16 protein-coding genes are annotated in these 14,307 nt (G+C 27.5%); 9 read left to right on the top strand and 7 right to left on the bottom strand.

What is annotated here, in order from left to right:
• Positions 1 to 33: 33 nt before the first annotated feature.
• Positions 34 to 498 carry an LEA type 2 family protein gene (locus ACJJVK_RS16500; protein WP_405568058.1) on the bottom strand — a complete coding sequence of 155 codons (465 nt, stop codon included), beginning with the start codon at positions 496 to 498 and terminating at the stop codon, positions 34 to 36.
• Between the two features lie 53 nt (positions 499 to 551).
• Here ACJJVK_RS16500 and ACJJVK_RS16495 point away from each other — a divergent pair, with 53 nt between their 5' ends.
• Genes ACJJVK_RS16495 through prmC form a run of 3 tightly spaced genes read left to right on the top strand, consistent with a single transcriptional unit; the run spans position 552 to position 3,338 of the window.
• Complete coding sequence (locus ACJJVK_RS16495) at positions 552 to 1,046, top strand: GNAT family N-acetyltransferase (protein ID WP_405568056.1); 495 nt, start codon at positions 552 to 554, stop codon at positions 1,044 to 1,046.
• A gap of 1 nt (position 1,047) precedes the next feature.
• Positions 1,048 to 2,472 carry a cardiolipin synthase gene (cls, locus tag ACJJVK_RS16490; protein WP_405568053.1) on the top strand — a complete coding sequence of 475 codons (1,425 nt, stop codon included), beginning with the start codon at positions 1,048 to 1,050 and terminating at the stop codon, positions 2,470 to 2,472.
• A 5-nt stretch (positions 2,473 to 2,477) separates the two neighbouring features.
• Positions 2,478 to 3,338 carry a peptide chain release factor N(5)-glutamine methyltransferase gene (gene prmC / locus ACJJVK_RS16485; protein ID WP_405568051.1) on the top strand — a complete coding sequence of 287 codons (861 nt, stop codon included), beginning with the start codon at positions 2,478 to 2,480 and terminating at the stop codon, positions 3,336 to 3,338.
• Between the two features lie 12 nt (positions 3,339 to 3,350).
• On the opposite strand, the gene ACJJVK_RS16480 is transcribed toward prmC, so the two are convergent.
• The gene (locus ACJJVK_RS16480) at positions 3,351 to 3,749 is read right to left on the bottom strand and encodes an acyl-CoA thioesterase (RefSeq protein WP_405568049.1); all 399 of its coding nucleotides are present in this window, start codon (positions 3,747 to 3,749) and stop codon (positions 3,351 to 3,353) included.
• A 176-nt stretch (positions 3,750 to 3,925) separates the two neighbouring features.
• Between ACJJVK_RS16480 and dnaA the strand changes: the two genes are divergently transcribed.
• From dnaA to lepB, 4 genes are read left to right on the top strand one after another with little or no spacing between them, the layout of a single operon-like run.
• The gene (gene dnaA / locus ACJJVK_RS16475; protein WP_405568046.1) at positions 3,926 to 5,353 is read left to right on the top strand and encodes a chromosomal replication initiator protein DnaA; all 1,428 of its coding nucleotides are present in this window, start codon (positions 3,926 to 3,928) and stop codon (positions 5,351 to 5,353) included.
• 14 nt (positions 5,354 to 5,367) lie between these two features.
• Positions 5,368 to 5,820 (top strand): low molecular weight protein-tyrosine-phosphatase, encoded by a 453-nt coding sequence (locus ACJJVK_RS16470; protein WP_405568043.1) that lies wholly within the window; start codon positions 5,368 to 5,370, stop codon positions 5,818 to 5,820.
• 35 nt (positions 5,821 to 5,855) lie between these two features.
• A complete protein-coding gene (locus ACJJVK_RS16465; protein WP_405568041.1) occupies positions 5,856 to 6,563 on the top strand; it encodes an SAM-dependent methyltransferase in 708 nt (235 codons plus the stop codon).
• A gap of 2 nt (positions 6,564 to 6,565) precedes the next feature.
• Complete coding sequence (lepB, locus tag ACJJVK_RS16460; RefSeq protein WP_215995123.1) at positions 6,566 to 7,252, top strand: signal peptidase I; 687 nt, start codon at positions 6,566 to 6,568, stop codon at positions 7,250 to 7,252.
• On the opposite strand, the gene ACJJVK_RS16455 is transcribed toward lepB, so the two are convergent.
• The 5 genes from ACJJVK_RS16455 to dapF form a co-directional block, all read right to left on the bottom strand.
• A complete protein-coding gene (locus tag ACJJVK_RS16455; protein ID WP_405568039.1) occupies positions 7,249 to 7,860 on the bottom strand; it encodes a peptidoglycan-binding protein LysM in 612 nt (203 codons plus the stop codon). The genes lepB and ACJJVK_RS16455 overlap by 4 nt on opposite strands.
• 196 nt (positions 7,861 to 8,056) lie before the next feature.
• Positions 8,057 to 9,082, bottom strand: a complete 1,026-nt coding sequence (gene mltG / locus ACJJVK_RS16450) for an endolytic transglycosylase MltG (RefSeq protein ID WP_405568036.1) — start codon at positions 9,080 to 9,082, stop codon at positions 8,057 to 8,059.
• Positions 9,083 to 9,111: 29 nt separating this feature from the next.
• Positions 9,112 to 9,633: a GNAT family N-acetyltransferase gene (locus ACJJVK_RS16445; protein ID WP_405568033.1), complete on the bottom strand. Its 522-nt coding sequence runs from the start codon at positions 9,631 to 9,633 to the stop codon at positions 9,112 to 9,114.
• A 49-nt stretch (positions 9,634 to 9,682) separates the two neighbouring features.
• Positions 9,683 to 10,099, bottom strand: coding sequence for a GxxExxY protein (locus ACJJVK_RS16440; RefSeq protein ID WP_405568030.1), 417 nt, complete (start codon positions 10,097 to 10,099; stop codon positions 9,683 to 9,685).
• Positions 10,100 to 10,205: 106 nt separating this feature from the next.
• Positions 10,206 to 10,976, bottom strand: a complete 771-nt coding sequence (dapF, locus tag ACJJVK_RS16435) for a diaminopimelate epimerase (protein ID WP_405568028.1) — start codon at positions 10,974 to 10,976, stop codon at positions 10,206 to 10,208.
• A gap of 129 nt (positions 10,977 to 11,105) precedes the next feature.
• On the opposite strand from dapF, the gene ACJJVK_RS16430 reads away from it, so the two are divergent.
• Together ACJJVK_RS16430 and ACJJVK_RS16425 are read left to right on the top strand one after the other, a co-directional pair.
• The gene (locus tag ACJJVK_RS16430) at positions 11,106 to 12,500 is read left to right on the top strand and encodes a trypsin-like peptidase domain-containing protein (RefSeq protein WP_405568025.1); all 1,395 of its coding nucleotides are present in this window, start codon (positions 11,106 to 11,108) and stop codon (positions 12,498 to 12,500) included.
• Between the two features lie 136 nt (positions 12,501 to 12,636).
• The gene (locus tag ACJJVK_RS16425; protein WP_405568022.1) at positions 12,637 to 14,079 is read left to right on the top strand and encodes a glyceraldehyde-3-phosphate dehydrogenase; all 1,443 of its coding nucleotides are present in this window, start codon (positions 12,637 to 12,639) and stop codon (positions 14,077 to 14,079) included.
• Positions 14,080 to 14,307 lie beyond the last annotated feature (228 nt).

Raw genomic sequence — 14,307 nt, 5'->3', positions numbered from 1 at the left:
ATTTTATTTTAGGTGAGATAAAAAAGACAAAATTTAAAACTTAATTTTTATTTCTTCGGTTTTATCAACAATAAATTCTTTTTTGAAACCAAAAACAACATACTCTAAATTCCCTTTTATTCTAACATTTACTTTTTTAGTGATAAAAGAATTTATTAAACCACCTAAAACCCCATTCTTATCAGAATTTAAAAGTTTTTTAGTAGGTACATTTGCAGTTAACGGAATCGTAAATTTATCTCTTGCAGGCACTTTAAATTCATCAGAAAAAACTTGAGCAATTTCAATATCATTTACAAATATTGCAATGTCATCAGTAGAAATTTTACCACCAACATCATTTGGGTTTTCAAAAAAAGCATTTGCACGCAGTTTAAGAGTATCAGCAGCAAAACTTACTATTTTTACATCATCAATTTTTATAAAAATGGGTTGTTTTTTTACAGAACAACTGTAAAAAAATAAAAATAAAGCTAAAAAATAGAATGCCTTTTTCATCAAATATATATAAAAAAAATAGGTAACTTGCTCTTGCAAAAATACAGTAATAAATGACAAGTACAGATTTTATCATTAGAGAAATAGAATCAAAAGATAATTTGCAAATGGCAAGTGTAGTAAGAAATGTTATTCTAGAAATGGGGGCACCAAAAGTGGGTACTGCTTATGAGGATAAAGCCACAGATGCCATGTTTGAAACTTATCAAAAAGAAAAAGTGGCTTATTTTGTTGTAGAATATAATAACGAAGTTGTTGGTGGAGCAGGGGTTGCTCAATTAGATAATTTTGATGGAAATACTTGCGAGCTACAAAAAATGTATTTTTTGCCAATTGCTAGAGGTAAAGGTTTGGGAACAAAACTAATTTCGGTTTGTTTAGAAAAAGCCAAAGAATTCGGTTTCGAAAACTGTTACTTAGAAACCTTACCTTACATGGAAGCTGCAGTAAAATTGTATAAAAAATACGGGTTTAAAAATTTAGATAAACCTATGGGCAATACTTGCCATTATTCTTGTAATGTTTGGATGCTAAAAGAAATTAAATAATATGATTTTTTATGTTTTAGGAATTTTACATTTTATTTTATTCAGTTGGGCATTTTACAATGTATTGTATTTTGGTGTAAAACCTTCTAAATCTTTAAGTTGGATTTTAATTATCTTTTTCTTTCCTTTTTTAGGCGTTTTTGTGTTTGTTTTATTTGGTATTAACAGAAGAAAAATTAAGTTTTTTGAACTTAAAGAAACCAAGAAAAGAAAAAAACATATTAAGAAATCTTTAGAAGATGATGGTGATGCCAATCTACAAATTTTAGAAAATACCAAACAAAAGAAAATTTCTCAACTTATTTATTCTTCTACAAAAAGTAATGTAGAAGATAAAAATGAAGTGGTTTTACTTAAAAATGGAAAGGAAACTTTTAAAGCATTAAATGAGGCGTTTAAAAATGCAAAAAAGTTTATTCACCTGCAATATTATATGATTGAAGATGGTGAAATTTTATCAGAAATTATTAATGTTTTAGAACAAAAAATTAAAGATAATATTGAGGTTAGAATTATTTATGACACTTTTGGTAGTTATAATTTAAGTAATAGTTCTAAAAGAAAATTAAAAGATATTGGAGTAATATTATATCCAGAAACGCCTTTTAAATTTGGTACTTTTTTATTCTCTTTAAATTATAGAAATCATCGAAAAATTGCTGTAATAGATAATGAAATTGGTTTTGTTGGTGGTGTTAATATTTCTGATGAATATATTACAGATGATGATTTTTTAGGCATTTGGCAAGATACACATATACAAGTAAAAGGTTGTGCAGTAAACAGAATTCATAAAACATTTTTAAAAGATTATTACTATGCAACCAATAAAGATTTAACACAACACAAAAACTATATTACACCTTGCAATGCTAAAGGTAATACAAAATTACAATTAGTTTCTAGTGGGCCAGATTATGAGCAATCTGTGGTTATGCAACAATATTTAAGTTTTATAAACTTGGCAGAAAAAAGTATTTGTGTTCTAAATCCTTATTTTATTCCTACTTTTTCAATTTTAGAAGCCTTTAAAATGGCGGCTTTAAGTGGCGTAAAAGTAACGTTATTGTTGCCAGAAAAAAGCGATTCTAAAGTAGCCAAATACAGTATGTATTCTTACTTTGAAGATTTATTAAAAGCAGGAGTACATATTTACCTAAGAAAAGATTTTTCTCATAGTAAAGTTATTTTTATTGATGATGAAATTATTTCAATTGGTTCTACAAATTTCGATTGCAGAAGTTTTGAGCATAATTATGAACTAAATGCAATTCTTTTTGATAAAAAAATTACTCTAGAAGTAAAAGAAGAATTCCAAGAGCGAAAAAATAAAGCCAATAAATTAGACTATGCAACCTTTAGAAAAAGATCTATTAAACAAAAAACATTAGAGCGCCTTTGTCGTTTTTTTAGTCCATTATTATAATTTATATGATATTAAAACAATTCAGAACTCATTTTAAAAATGAACTTTCAGAAATTTATCCCACAACAGAAATCGATTCTTTTTTCTTTTTGTTGATAGATGAATATTTAGGTTTACAAAGAATTGATACTGTTTTAAAACCTGATTTTAAAATTGATGAAGTTAAATTATCAACTTTAAATAAAGTTTTAAAAAGATTAAAAAAACAAGAACCTATACAATACATTATTGGTAAAACCGAGTTTTATGGTTATCCTTTTTTGGTTGATGAAAATACTTTAATTCCAAGACCAGAAACAGAAGAATTAGTAGAATGGATTTTAAATGAAGTTGATAATTTAGATTTAGCAAAAAATAAAAAACTAAACATTTTAGATATTGGTACAGGTTCTGGTTGCATACCAATTGCATTGGCTAAAAATTTAAAAAATGCTACAATTTCTGCTATTGATGTTTCTTCTAAAGCTTTAAAAATGGCTAAAAAAAATGCAGAATTAAATAAAGTAAACATAAATTTTATTGAAAAGGATATTTTAACTGCTGATAATTTATCAGAAAGTTATGATATTATTGTATCCAATCCGCCTTATGTAAGAGAACTCGAAAAAGCAGAAATACTAAATAATGTTTTAGAAAATGAACCACATTTAGCGTTGTTTGTTTCAGATGATGATCCTCTTGTTTTTTATAATAAAATTGCTGAATTGGCAAAAACTCACCTTACTAAAAATGGAATTTTATTCTTTGAAATCAATCAATATTTAGGATTAGAAACTGTAAGTATTTTAAAAGAAAAAACTTTTAAAAATATCGTATTGAAAAAAGATTTGTTTAAAAATGATAGAATGATTAAAGCTAGTAATTAATAATTATTAGCTTTAATATCCCAAACTTTCTAATAAATAATCAGGGCATCTTTTTGGTCTTTTAGTTTTCATATTCATAAAAGCCAATACAGTATTTCCTGTACAGATTAATTCATTATTTTGGTTTGTTATTTTATAATCAAACTCAATTTTTACCATGGGTTTTTTTACCAAAAAAGTTTCAATTGTTAAAAGATCATCATATAAAGCAGATTTTATAAAATTACAATTTAAAGAAATAACCGGAAGCATTATCCCACTAATTTCCATACCTTTGTAAGTGACCCCCAACTTACGTAACCATTCAGTTCTGCCTAATTCAAAAAATTGTGCGTAGTTTCCATGATAAACTACACCCATTTGGTCAGTTTCTGAATATCGAACTCTAGTCGTTGTTGAATATTTTTTCAAACTATGTGTTAAATTTTAGCTGCATTCTACGTAAAAAATAATTAATAATCAATAGTAATTTCATTTTTTTATGATGAAATTTATTCACACTTTTGTGGTGCTTAAGAAAAAGGTCCAAAAGGTTCTACAGATGAACCTAAATTAAGAGTTTAAAAAAAAATTACACAGTAAATTAAATGAATAACACTGCTGAATCCGTTTGGACTGACTGTCTGTCCTTTATAAAGGACAACATAAAGCCACAAGCTTATAAAACTTGGTTTGAACCTATAAAACCGGTAAAACTTTCTGGAGAGGCATTGACTATTCAAGTACCTAGTAAATTTTTTTATGAATGGTTAGAAGAGCACTATATTAAACTTTTAAGAGTTGCATTAGTAAGACAATTGGGTAATGATGCCAAATTGATTTACGATGTAAAAATGGAAAATAATTACAGTAGTAATAGACCACAAATTGTTAAAATTCCGAGTTCTAACAGAGATCCTTTAAAACCTCAAAAAGTTACAGTTCCTTTAGAATCTAATAAAAGAGAATTAAGAAATCCTTTTATTATTCCAGGTTTACAAAAAGTAAAAATTGAGTCTCAATTAAATCCTAATTATAGTTTTGCAAACTTTATAGAAGGTGATTCTAATAGATTAGCACGTTCTGCAGGTATGGCTGTTGCCAATAAACCTGGTGGTACCTCTTTTAATCCATTATTAATTTATGGAGGTGTAGGTTTAGGAAAAACACATTTAGCACATGCAATAGGTGTAGATATTAAAGATAAATATTCAGATAAAACTGTTTTATATATTTCATCAGAAAAATTTACACAACAGTTTATAGATTCTGTAAAATCGAACACTAGAAATGATTTTATTCACTTCTATCAAATGATAGATGTTTTAATTATTGATGATGTTCAGTTTTTATCAGGTAAAGCAGGTACACAAGATGTATTCTTTCATATTTTTAACCATTTGCATCAAAATGGAAAACAGGTAATTTTAACTTCGGATAAAGCTCCTGTAGATATGCAAGATATTGAACAACGTTTGTTATCTCGTTTTAAATGGGGCTTATCAGCAGAATTACAATCACCAGATTACGAAACAAGAATATCTATTTTACAAAATAAATTGTATAGAGATGGTGTAGAAATGCCAGAAGATATTGTTGAGTATGTAGCAAAAAACATAAAATCTAATGTTAGAGAATTAGAAGGTGTTTTAATTTCTATGATTGCTCAGGCTTCTTTTAATAGAAAAGAATTTTCTTTACAATTGGCAAAACAGATTGTAGATAAATTTGTTAAAAACACTAAAAAAGAGGTTTCTATAGATTATATTCAGAAAGAAGTTTCTAAGTATTTTGATATGGATGTGGCTACTTTACAATCTAAAACTCGTAAACGTCATATTGTACAAGCACGTCAATTAGCGATGTATTTTGCTAAAAGATTAACAAAAACTTCTTTAGCTAGTATTGGTAATCAAATTGGGCAAAGAGACCACGCAACTGTATTACATGCTTGTAAAACAGTAGATAACCTTACAGAAACTGATAAACAATTCAGAAAATACGTTGATGATTTAACAAAGAAGTTAACCTTCTAAAACTTACATTTTAAATGATAAAAGTACTAATGGTTTGCTTGGGGAATATTTGTCGTTCACCATTGGCAGAAGGTATTTTACAATCTAAAATAAATACAGATAATATTTTTGTTGATTCTGCAGGTACAGGAGCATATCATGTTGGTAATTTACCAGATGAACGTTCAATAGAAGTAGCCAGAAAATATGGTATTAATATTACCAACCAAAGTGCAAGAAAATTTAATGTAGATGATTTTGATAATTTTGATTTTATTTATCCTATGGATGAAAGTAATTATCAAAATATTTTGGCTTTAGCAAGAAATAAAGAGGATGAAAATAAAGTGCAAATGATTTTGAACGAAGTTTATCCTAATGAAAATGCTTCAGTTCCTGATCCATATTATGGAGGAAAACAGGGTTTTGAGAACGTTTATAAAATGTTAGATGAAGCTTGTGAAATTATTGCAAATAAATTGTCTTAATATATTTGCTTAAATTAGTATCTTAAAATTACAAAATGACTGGTAAACTCTATTTAATTCCAACAACTTTAGGAGAAGAAACTGAACCTTTAGAGGTAATGCCAATATCAGTTAAAAAAATAATTGAAGAAATCAATTATTATATTGTAGAAAATGAGAAGTCTGCAAGAAGGTTTATAAAAAAAATAGCTCCTAAAAAACCACAGCCCAATTTAACTATTAAATTAATAGATAAATATGCAGTTGAAGAAGAAACACAAACTTATTTAGATGTTTGTGCACAAGGTTTTAATGTTGGTTTACTCTCAGAAGCAGGTGTGCCTGCAATAGCAGATCCTGGAGCAAGTATTGTAAAATTAGCGCATCAAAAAAATATACAGGTTGTGCCTTTAGTTGGGCCAAGTTCTATTTTAATGGCAATGATGAGTTCTGGTTTTAATGGGCAAAACTTTGCGTTTAATGGTTATTTGCCTATAGACAAAGGCGAAAGAAAAAGGGCTATTAAAGATTTAGAAAGAATTTCTATCGATAAAAATCAATCTCAAATTTTTATAGAAACTCCATATAGAAACGAAAAAATGTTTGCAGATTTAAAAGTGATTTTATCTCCACAAACTAATTTATGTATAGCTGCAGATATAACATTATCATCAGAATATATAAAAACTATGGCTATTAAAGATTGGAAACATCAACAACCTAATTTACACAAAAGACCTGCAATTTTTATAATTCAGAAGTAATTATGAATAAGAGAAAAATAAACTACATTTTATATTTTGTTACTTTTTTAATTGTTGTTTATTACCTCTTAAATTTATCTGGAATATTAGTTTTATATAATAATCCAACTCCTTCAAATGAACCTAATATTCCACAAGGTTCTAAAAGTTTGGTAACTAATTTTGCTACTCCCAAAAGAGGCGATTTTGTTTCTTATAACTTTAGTGATCAATATTCTGGAAAGCATAAAAGAGTTCATAGATTAATTGGTCTTGAAGGTGATAAAATTGAAATTAGAAATGGGCTTGTGTTTGTTAATGATGTAAATTTTGATAAAAATTTAAGTCTTGTTCATTATTATAAGTTTTCTAAAAATAACCTAGAAAAAATATATGAAACTACACCAGATTATGCTTTTTCTTTTATTACTAAAGTAGATTCTATCAGTTTAAAAACGTTAATAAAAGATTCTGAAATATCGAAATTAAAATTTAAAGTAGATAGGCTAATTGAAAGCAAGAATTTTGTTGATGCAGAAATTCAATCAATTTATAATAAGCCTTGGAATAAAGATAATTTTGGGCCTTTAATTGTACCTAAAAATAAAGTTTTTATTTTAGGTGATAATAGAGACGCAACTTTTGATTCTAGAAATATTGGTTTTATAGAAAAAGATGAAATTGTTGGTGTAATTATAAAAGTATTTTAAACCTTAGCCAATCTATCTGCTTCTATATTAGAAACATCGTAATTAGAGAATTTCTTTAGGTAAGACTGTATTGTTGCACCATAAGCATCAGCAAAACGTATATTACCATTACTTCTTAAAAACTTCTTAACATTACCAGCACCACTTAAATGGGCAGCTGCTAAAATACCAGATTCAGTAATTTTAATACCATTAATAGTTTTACCTACAGAACGCTTGATATCTTTTCTCAAAATCCATTTATTAACTTTACATAAAGCTAAGAATGCTTTTTCTTGTTGTTCTGGGTTTTTTAAAAAAGCTTCAGTATCGTATATTTTAAAACGCTGTAAAGTAGTTCTACCAAACTGATATTTACCTAGATAACCTAATGTGTTTACTACGTAATATTTACCTTGAGATTCTTTAAAAGCAACAGCTTCTTTAAAGGCAACATAATTATTCTGTAAATAAGGAATATTATAATCCATATTAACAGGTAATATCTTTGTTTCTTTTGTAACAAAAGTTGTATAAACAGTAGTTTTTTTATCAGAAGAAATATTTACTGAAGTTGCGTTTACAAATAATGTAAACACCAATACTAAAAATATAAACTTTTTGATCATAAAATAATCCTTTTATTTCGGCTGCAAATGTATGACATAATTTGAATCTACTGAATATCAGTGTATTAATTTCGTCGAAATTGTAAATTAGATAGGTGAAAGGTCTTTTTATTAACAAAATTGGAAAACTATTACGTTTTTCATTATGAATAAAATATTTTTTCTTGATATTTTATGAAATTAATTATTGAGTAATTTATCTATTTACCCCTTTTTTGTTTAACCAACTTTGATATTTAGCTGCATTTCTGTTATGTTGTGCTAAAGTTTTAGCAAAAGAATGGTAACCAAACTTATCTATATTTACACACATATAAAAATAATTGTGTTTTTGAGCGTTTAAAACTCCGTCTATAGAAGAAATATCTGGCATAGAAATTAAGGTAGGAGGTAAGCCTCTATTTTTGTAGGTGTTATATGGAGAGTTTATTTCTAAATCTACATTTAAAACACGTTTTACAACGTAATCTTGACCCTTAACTTCTTTAATACAATATATAATAGTTGGGTCTGCTTGTAAAGGCCATCCGTTTTTTAATCGATTTAAATACAAACCAGCAACAATTGGGCGTTCTACTTTTTGCGCAGTTTCTTTTTGTACAATAGAGGCTAAAGTTATTACATCATCTTTAGATAGCTTTAGATTTTTTGCTTTTGCAAGCCTAGAAGCATTCCAGAAACGATTGTATTCTCTTAGTAATTTGTTCCTAAATTTATCTGCAGAAACTGTCCAATAAAACTCATAACTATTAGGTATACATATTTGCAAAACAGATTTTTCATTCAGTTTGTTTTTGGCTAAAAAATCTTTGTTTGTAAAAGAATTGATAATAGCAATAGAATCTAGTTCTAATTGTTCAGCAATTCTACCTGCAAATTTTTCTAAAGTATCTTGGTTGTTGAATGATACTTTTAGAGCAGTCTGATTTCCACTTCTTAGCATATTTACCAAATCGTTATTAGACATCCCTTGCTTTATTAAATAACGACCAGTTTTAGGTGTTGAAAAGTTTTTCTTAGCTGCAACCCAAAGAAATGTATTTGGGTTTTTAGAATAATCTGCTATTTTTTCTTTTACATCAACCAAACTATCTGTACTATTTATAAATAATACGTAATCTTTAGTAATGGCTTCACCAAATATTTTTTGATAATAATTATAACCTAAAATGGCTCCTAACAATAAAACAAAACCTACTGCGTATAAAATTTTTTTACCCAATTTACTTATATTTTTTTATGGTTGCAAAACTACTCTTTTATCAATTGAAATAAAATTTCATCTTTAAACTTTCTGTTTGATAAAATCCAATCTTTTTTAAGACCAACTTCTGCAAAATTATGCTTTTTAAATAAAGCTAAACTTTTCTCATTATCAGAAGTAATATTCGCATACAATTGATGCAAGTTTAAATAAGAAAAAGAATAGTTAATTAATAAGGATAAAGCTTCTGAGGCATAACCTTTATTTTGATAAAAAGGATGAATTAAAATTCCAATTCCTGCTCTTTTATGTTGTGGATTAAAATCGAACAAATCAATCATACCCACTTGTTCTTTTTTTGATGTTTCTTCTATTACCAAACGTAGTTGTTTGGTTTCATAAATATCTAAATGCGCATTTTCTAAATATTGCTTTAAAACATACCTAGAAAAAGGAGCTTGAGTATGGCTAACTTCCCAAAATAATTCATTGTTTTCTATGGTATGTAGAAAATTTAAATCTTCAGGTTCTATTGCTCTTAAATTAAGTTTTTTACCAAATAGTGACATCTCTTTTTATTTTTTAAACTTACCACATAGAAACATAGGTTCAGTAGTTTTAATTATTTGGTAATTCATAAAAAATATCATTTACAAAAGTTTTTTGTCCTTGTTTAAAAATGTTTAAACAATTAAAATTGATTAATATACCTTTTGGTACTTTTAATAAATGCATATATGTTAATAATTGTGCATCAAATATAGGTTGAAATTCTTTTACAGATTTTAATTCTACAACAATACAATTTTCTATAACTAAATCTGCTCGTAATTTTGAATCAATTTCTTTGCCTCTGTATTTTAGATCAATAGTTAATTCAGAAGAAAATGAGATATCATTATATTTTAACTCTTCTATGATACATTGTTGATAAACACTTTCTAACAAACCAGGTCCTAATTCTTTATGTACATTTATACAACATCCTAAAAAAGTATATGTTAAATCATCTAAATATTTTTTTGTGATTTCCATAATTTAAAAAATTAGGTTGTTTTTCGATTGAAATTAAAAAGTATAAATTAGTGTACATAAAATATAGTACTCTATGATTTCTTTGTTACTATGTGGTTTAAAAAAATTAGATTACAATATCTCCTTCAAAAACAAATTTAGCAGGTCCTTTTAAAAATACATTAGTATAAATACCATTATTTTCGTTAAAAGAAACTTGTAAGATACCACCCTCAACAGGTAAAGAAATTGAATTACTTTTTGTTTTGTTTGTTTTGTGCATTGCAATTGCAACAGCAGTTACACCTGTTCCACAAGCCAAAGTTTCATCTTCCACACCTTTTTCATAAGTTCTTACTCTAAAAGTGTTTTCATTAATTTGTTGCGCAAAATTTACATTACTACCAGGATCTGCATAAGAATACCTGATTTTTTTACCATTATCAAAAACTGGGTAATTATCTAATTCGTCAACCATTTCTACATGATGTTGTGTACCTGTATAAGCAAAAACAGAATTTTCTTTTACAACAATTTCATGAACATCAATCATATGAAGGCTAACAATACCTTCATTTATTTCTGCAAAATGTTGGCCATCATAAGCTAAAAAAGTTGTTTTGTCTTTAATAATGTTTAAATATTTTGCAAATGCAACTGCACATCTACCTCCATTACCACAAAAAGTCTGACTACCATCAGCATTAAAATAAATCATTTTAAAATCGAAATCATTATCATTTTCTATTAAAATAATGCCATCTGCACCAATACCAAAATGTCTGTCACAAATTTGTGAAATCTTGTCAGTATTGGTTTTTGGAAAGATTTTTGTTCTGTTATCTATCATAACAAAATCGTTTCCTGTTCCTTGATATTTATAAAATGTCAGATTCATATGGCAAAGGTAATGATTTCGTTAACAAAAATTGGCTGTTAAAACGTGGTTAAAATCCGTTAAAAGCGAGTTAAACAGAATTTTTGAAAATGTTAAAATTGTATATTTGAATAATAAAAATTTAGAATTATGAAGAAATTTTTTAGTTTACTAGGAATGGCAATTTTGGGAGGAACCTTAACTTTAGGAGGTTACAAATTGCTTTTTAATGATGCTGTAGTTGTTGAAAGAACACTACCAAACAATGCACAAGCAGTGCAAACAAATTTTAATAATGCTTATGAATCTAGTTCACCAACACTAAATGCAGCTACTATAGATTTTACTTTGGCTGCAGAAAAAACTGTGAATTCTGTTGTTCATGTTAAAAACACAACTTTAAGAACACAATCTAATCCTTTAGATATTTTCTTTGGTAATGGTAATGGACAAAGACAATTTGAGCAAGTAGGTACAGGAAGTGGAGTTATTATTTCATCTGATGGTTATATTGTAACAAATAATCACGTAATTGATAATGCAAGTGATATTCAGATTACATTAAATAATCAGAAGAAATATAAAGCAGAATTAATTGGTGCAGATGCAAGTAATGATATTGCTTTGTTAAAAATTGAAGCAGATATTGACTTGCCTTATACACCTTTTGCAAATTCAGACAATATTAAAGTAGGTGAATGGGTTTTAGCAGTTGGTAATCCTTATAACTTAACATCAACAGTAACAGCAGGTATTGTTAGTGCAAAAGGTAGAGATTTAGAAGGTAATAGAAATATTGAATCTTTTATACAAACAGATGCAGCTGTAAATCCAGGAAATAGTGGTGGAGCTTTAGTTAATATTAGAGGAGAATTAGTAGGTGTAAATACTGCAATTTCATCTAAAACTGGTTCATTTGTAGGGTATTCTTTTGCAGTACCTTCTAATATTGCAAAGAAAATTGTAGATGATTTGTTAGAATTTGGTACAGTACAAGAAGCTATTTTAGGTATTGCAATAGATCCTAATTTTAATAATGAAGGTGTTAAAGTAGGTGATGTTTTTTATGAAGAAGGTGCTAACAACTCAGAATTAAAAAAAGGAGATGTAATTAAGAAAATTAATAATGTAAAAATTTCTAAGTTTTCTGAGCTTAAAGGGCAATTAACATCTAAAAGACCTGGAGATAATGTAAATGTTTTAATTGATAGAGATGGAGAATTATTAACCAAAACTGTAGTTTTAAATAAGAAAAGTACATTCATAGCAAGTAGTTTAGGTATTTCTTTAAAAGATTTATCAAGTAAAGAATTAAAAAAATACGATTTAAAAGGTGGTGCTAAAATCATTGAAAATGCAAACAGAACTTTATCTTATTATGGAGTTAAAAGAGGTTTTATTATTACTAAAGTAAACAAGAAACCTGTTTTAAGTGCATCCGAAGCAAAAAAGGTTATAGACAACAGTAAAATAGGTAATGGTAACCCTCTATATTTAGAAGTTATCAATTTAAATGGAGAAACAGAGAGATATGCAATAAGATAAATTATTAGCGTAATTAGTATTAAAAATCCTGATATTTTATATCAGGATTTTTTTGTGAAAAAAATTTATACGAAATCGATTTCGTATTCTCAAAAAAAGAAATACTTTTGTAGAAATTAAAAACAAGAATTAAGCTATGTCATTAACCCTCAATTACGAAAACGAAGTTGTTTCTCAAGCAAAAACAAGAAAAGCGACTGTAGAGTTTATTAACATCCTAAATAATCTTTGGTACGAAAAATCCATAGAATTAGTGCTTTTTAGAAATCAACTACAAGATAAAAGAGCCAGTGAAATTTTAAATTTAATCAATTATGCTAAAGAATTCGTAAACAAAAAAATTACAATCGAAGATGTATTAGGTATTGCACAAGCAATAGAGCAGATAGATTTACCAGCATCAAAATTAGATATTGGTAAATTGGCTTATGAATGTTATTTAAATCCTAAAAGCTGTGCAGATAAAGTTGCTTTTGTAAAAAAACAATTAAAAAATGCCAAAGAAGCTAAAAACATTACACCAAAAGATGTCGTTTTATATGGTTTTGGTAGAATTGGTCGTTTATTAGCAAGAGAATTAATGACTAAAATGGGTAAAGGTTCTCAATTAAGATTAAGAGCCATTGTAACTCGTGGCGAAATTTCGCAGTCCATTTTAGAAAAAAGAGCTTCTTTATTAAATGTAGATTCTGTTCATGGAGATTTTTTAGGAACTGTACAAACAGATATAGAAAACGAAGCTTTAATTATTAACGGAACAACTGTTGCTATGATTTCTGCAAATAATCCAGAAGATATAGATTATACAAAATTCGGAATTAATGATGCTTTAATTATAGATAACACAGGTGCTTTTAGAGACGATGTTGCTTTGGCAAGACATTTAAAAGCAAAAGGAGCAAGTAAAGTTTTATTAACTGCCCCAGGAAAAGGAGTGCCAAATATTGTACATGGTGTAAATCATAAAGACTACAACCCAGATAAAGTAGATGTTTTTTCAGCAGCATCTTGTACAACCAATGCAATTACACCCGTTTTAAAAGTTTTAGAAGATAATTTCGGAATTAAAAAAGGCCATTTAGAAACCATACACGCATATACAAACGATCAGAATTTAGTAGATAACATTCATTCAAAATACAGAAGAGGTAGGGCTGCAGCTCTAAATATGGTAATTACAGAAACAGGTGCAGGAAAAGCCGTTTCAAAAGCAATTCCGGTTTTAGAAGGTAAGTTAACCTCAAACGCAATTAGGGTTCCTGTACCAAATGGATCTTTGGCAATCTTAAATTTACAATTAAGAAGACCAGTAACTACAGAAGCTATAAATGCACTAGTAAAACAAGCAGCTTTAGAAGGTGATTTAGTAGAGCAAATAAAATATTCTTTAGATAATGAATTAGTTTCTTCAGATATTATAGGTTGTACAGCACCATCAATTTTCGATAGCAAATCAACCATAGCAGATAAAGAAACCATTGTTGTGTATGTTTGGTACGATAATGAATATGGCTATTCACATCAAGTAATTCGTTTGGCAAAATACATTGCAAAAGTAAGACGATATACATATTATTAATAAAAAACGCATTCAATTTAATCATCAAACCCAAAGCATTTGTTTTGGGTTTATTTTTTTGTAGCTATTTCCAGCTTTCCATTATATCTTTTTTTGTGAAAAACAAAAAAAGGATGCCATTTCAATCTGGGCTGAACTTGTTTGCTAACTTTTAGAATTCTATTAAATTCTACTTTTTAAAAATCAAGTAAAGTAATTTTAAATCAACTTTAAATTCATTATTCTTTT

This window comes from Polaribacter sp. Asnod6-C07 (assembly GCF_045063625.1).
GTDB lineage: Bacteria > Bacteroidota > Bacteroidia > Flavobacteriales > Flavobacteriaceae > Polaribacter > Polaribacter vadi_A.
This window is presented reverse-complemented; position numbering and strand designations above follow the sequence as displayed.

Excerpts from the sequence above, each read along its gene's own strand:
- ACJJVK_RS16500 (WP_405568058.1), bottom strand. The coding sequence starts at position 498 with ATGAAAAAGGCATTCTATTTTTTAGCTTTATTTTTATTTTTTTACAGT.
- ACJJVK_RS16495 (WP_405568056.1), top strand. The coding sequence starts at position 552 with ATGACAAGTACAGATTTTATCATTAGAGAAATAGAATCAAAAGATAAT.
- cls (WP_405568053.1), top strand. The coding sequence starts at position 1,048 with ATGATTTTTTATGTTTTAGGAATTTTACATTTTATTTTATTCAGTTGG.
- prmC (WP_405568051.1), top strand. The coding sequence starts at position 2,478 with ATGATATTAAAACAATTCAGAACTCATTTTAAAAATGAACTTTCAGAA.
- dnaA (WP_405568046.1), top strand. The coding sequence starts at position 3,926 with ATGAATAACACTGCTGAATCCGTTTGGACTGACTGTCTGTCCTTTATA.
- ACJJVK_RS16470 (WP_405568043.1), top strand. The coding sequence starts at position 5,368 with ATGATAAAAGTACTAATGGTTTGCTTGGGGAATATTTGTCGTTCACCA.
- ACJJVK_RS16465 (WP_405568041.1), top strand. The coding sequence starts at position 5,856 with ATGACTGGTAAACTCTATTTAATTCCAACAACTTTAGGAGAAGAAACT.
- lepB (WP_215995123.1), top strand. The coding sequence starts at position 6,566 with ATGAATAAGAGAAAAATAAACTACATTTTATATTTTGTTACTTTTTTA.
- ACJJVK_RS16455 (WP_405568039.1), bottom strand. The coding sequence starts at position 7,860 with ATGATCAAAAAGTTTATATTTTTAGTATTGGTGTTTACATTATTTGTA.
- ACJJVK_RS16445 (WP_405568033.1), bottom strand. The coding sequence starts at position 9,633 with ATGTCACTATTTGGTAAAAAACTTAATTTAAGAGCAATAGAACCTGAA.
- ACJJVK_RS16440 (WP_405568030.1), bottom strand. The coding sequence starts at position 10,099 with ATGGAAATCACAAAAAAATATTTAGATGATTTAACATATACTTTTTTA.
- dapF (WP_405568028.1), bottom strand. The coding sequence starts at position 10,976 with ATGAATCTGACATTTTATAAATATCAAGGAACAGGAAACGATTTTGTT.
- ACJJVK_RS16430 (WP_405568025.1), top strand. The coding sequence starts at position 11,106 with ATGAAGAAATTTTTTAGTTTACTAGGAATGGCAATTTTGGGAGGAACC.
- ACJJVK_RS16425 (WP_405568022.1), top strand. The coding sequence starts at position 12,637 with ATGTCATTAACCCTCAATTACGAAAACGAAGTTGTTTCTCAAGCAAAA.